Raw genomic sequence first — 1,497 nt, forward strand, 5'->3', positions numbered from 1 at the left:
TTCCAGACTATCTAACTCCAGCTGCAACTGATACACTTGTTTGTACCCGTTCAACTCGCCGATCATTTTCGAGAAAACCTGTTTTTGTGTATCCTGATCTTCAGCTAATTTCTGGATACTTTCGCTGATTAGGTCGATTTTCTTGAGCATGAGCAAGCTGGCGCGACCAACAAGAATCACGGTGCGGAAAATCTGCTGTTTCTGTAGTCTCAGGGTATCTCGCAGGTCGGCCGAGCCGATGCTATTCTCCAAAGATTGGCGTTTTCGCTCTGTTTCCGCCAATTTCTGGCATTTAACCGCCACTGCCTCCTTGATTTCCTCGGTCAGTGACTGGAAAAACCGCCGGTATTCATCCTTATGGTCGGCGAGAAATCTGATTAACTGGTTATAGTCCTTGACTAATCTTTCCAATTCTTGAAAAGTTTCCTCGAAATTGAGGGGTTCTTCTTTTTTCCTCAATCCTAGCCATGTATGGCGGACCCGTTTTCCAGTTTTAATCAGTTGCTGTCTTTCTTGAATCTGATCCTGCAAAACCAATAAATCGGGGCGATTTAGTTGGGGAAGTTGATAGGTTTTCCGATAAAGCTTGATTTTCGCTGTTTCTTCTGCCATCGCCGTGATCGCTGAGGGTGAGTTTTTTCTATTTTAGCCCGATTTTTTGATCAGCTAGAAATCTCGGCCAGAGGCGAAAAAATCAGCGACAATGATATAAATGGAGTTATCAACACAAGTAAAGCGATTATGACTGTAGCCACGACGAACGCCCGAGATATTTTCCGCTCCGCCTACGAAAACCGTTACACTTGGGATGAAGGATTTCCCGGTTACATTGCTGATATTATCCTCACCCAAGGGGAGGAAGTCTATACGGGCAAAATTCAAGTTAATGCCGATTATAGTGTGGAAGTAACGGGCATTGATGACGAGAAAGTACAAGAAAGTATCTATAATCAAATGCGCGACATCGTTACTCACCGTAAAAGAGGCAATTTTGAGGCTTCCCACGGCAAAAACCAGTTTAATTTCGGGCAAGATGATCCCACCGGTGCGGTAGAAATTCTTGTCACCGGCGATGCTATGGGGTCTAATTATAAGGTCCGCGGCCAAGAAATCTGTCAAGTCAGTCGAGTTATGGGACCGATGGCTTTTACTATTAATACCGAGGAAAGTCTCGATACGGGAGAAGGTTATATTTCTATTCGCTATAATGCCATTTTCCGCAATGCTAAAACCGATGAATTAAAGGGAAAACGTGACTTTAAGGAAACCTACGAAAAAATCGGTAATTATTATTTACCCTCCTGTCAAGTGATTAACGCAATCGATGTCGGGGGCGAAAAATCCACCACAGAATTTACTTTTATCAATCTACAGCTTTTAGAATCTTAAGGGTTATCCCCGCCCAAAAAGCGTTAGGATTGAAGTAACTAAGTAGGTGGGTGTTAAAAATTGTCGGCTCCCCCCGCCTATCGGCACCCCCCTTATCCTGTCTCTTAT

Annotated in this window: 1 protein-coding gene and 1 pseudogene; one reads left to right on the forward strand and one right to left on the reverse strand. The window is 43.8% G+C overall.

All coding sequences use genetic code 11. The features are described 5' to 3' along the window. Positions 1 to 612: pseudogene (locus tag IQ242_RS24610) on the reverse strand (serine/threonine-protein kinase pkn1); the annotation flags it as partial. Positions 613 to 741: 129 nt separating this feature from the next. On the opposite strand from IQ242_RS24610, the gene IQ242_RS24615 reads away from it, so the two are divergent. Further along, a complete protein-coding gene (locus IQ242_RS24615) occupies positions 742 to 1,389 on the forward strand; it encodes a DUF3386 domain-containing protein (protein ID WP_193961757.1) in 648 nt (215 codons plus the stop codon). The last annotated feature ends 108 nt before the right edge of the window (positions 1,390 to 1,497 follow it).

The sequence above is a fragment of the Microcystis sp. LEGE 08355 genome (assembly GCF_015207185.1).
GTDB lineage: Bacteria > Cyanobacteriota > Cyanobacteriia > Cyanobacteriales > Microcystaceae > Microcystis > Microcystis panniformis.

Bases quoted from the DNA above. Each gene is read 5' to 3' on its own strand.
- IQ242_RS24615 (WP_193961757.1), top strand. From the start codon at position 742: ATGACTGTAGCCACGACGAACGCCCGAGATATTTTCCGCTCCGCCTAC.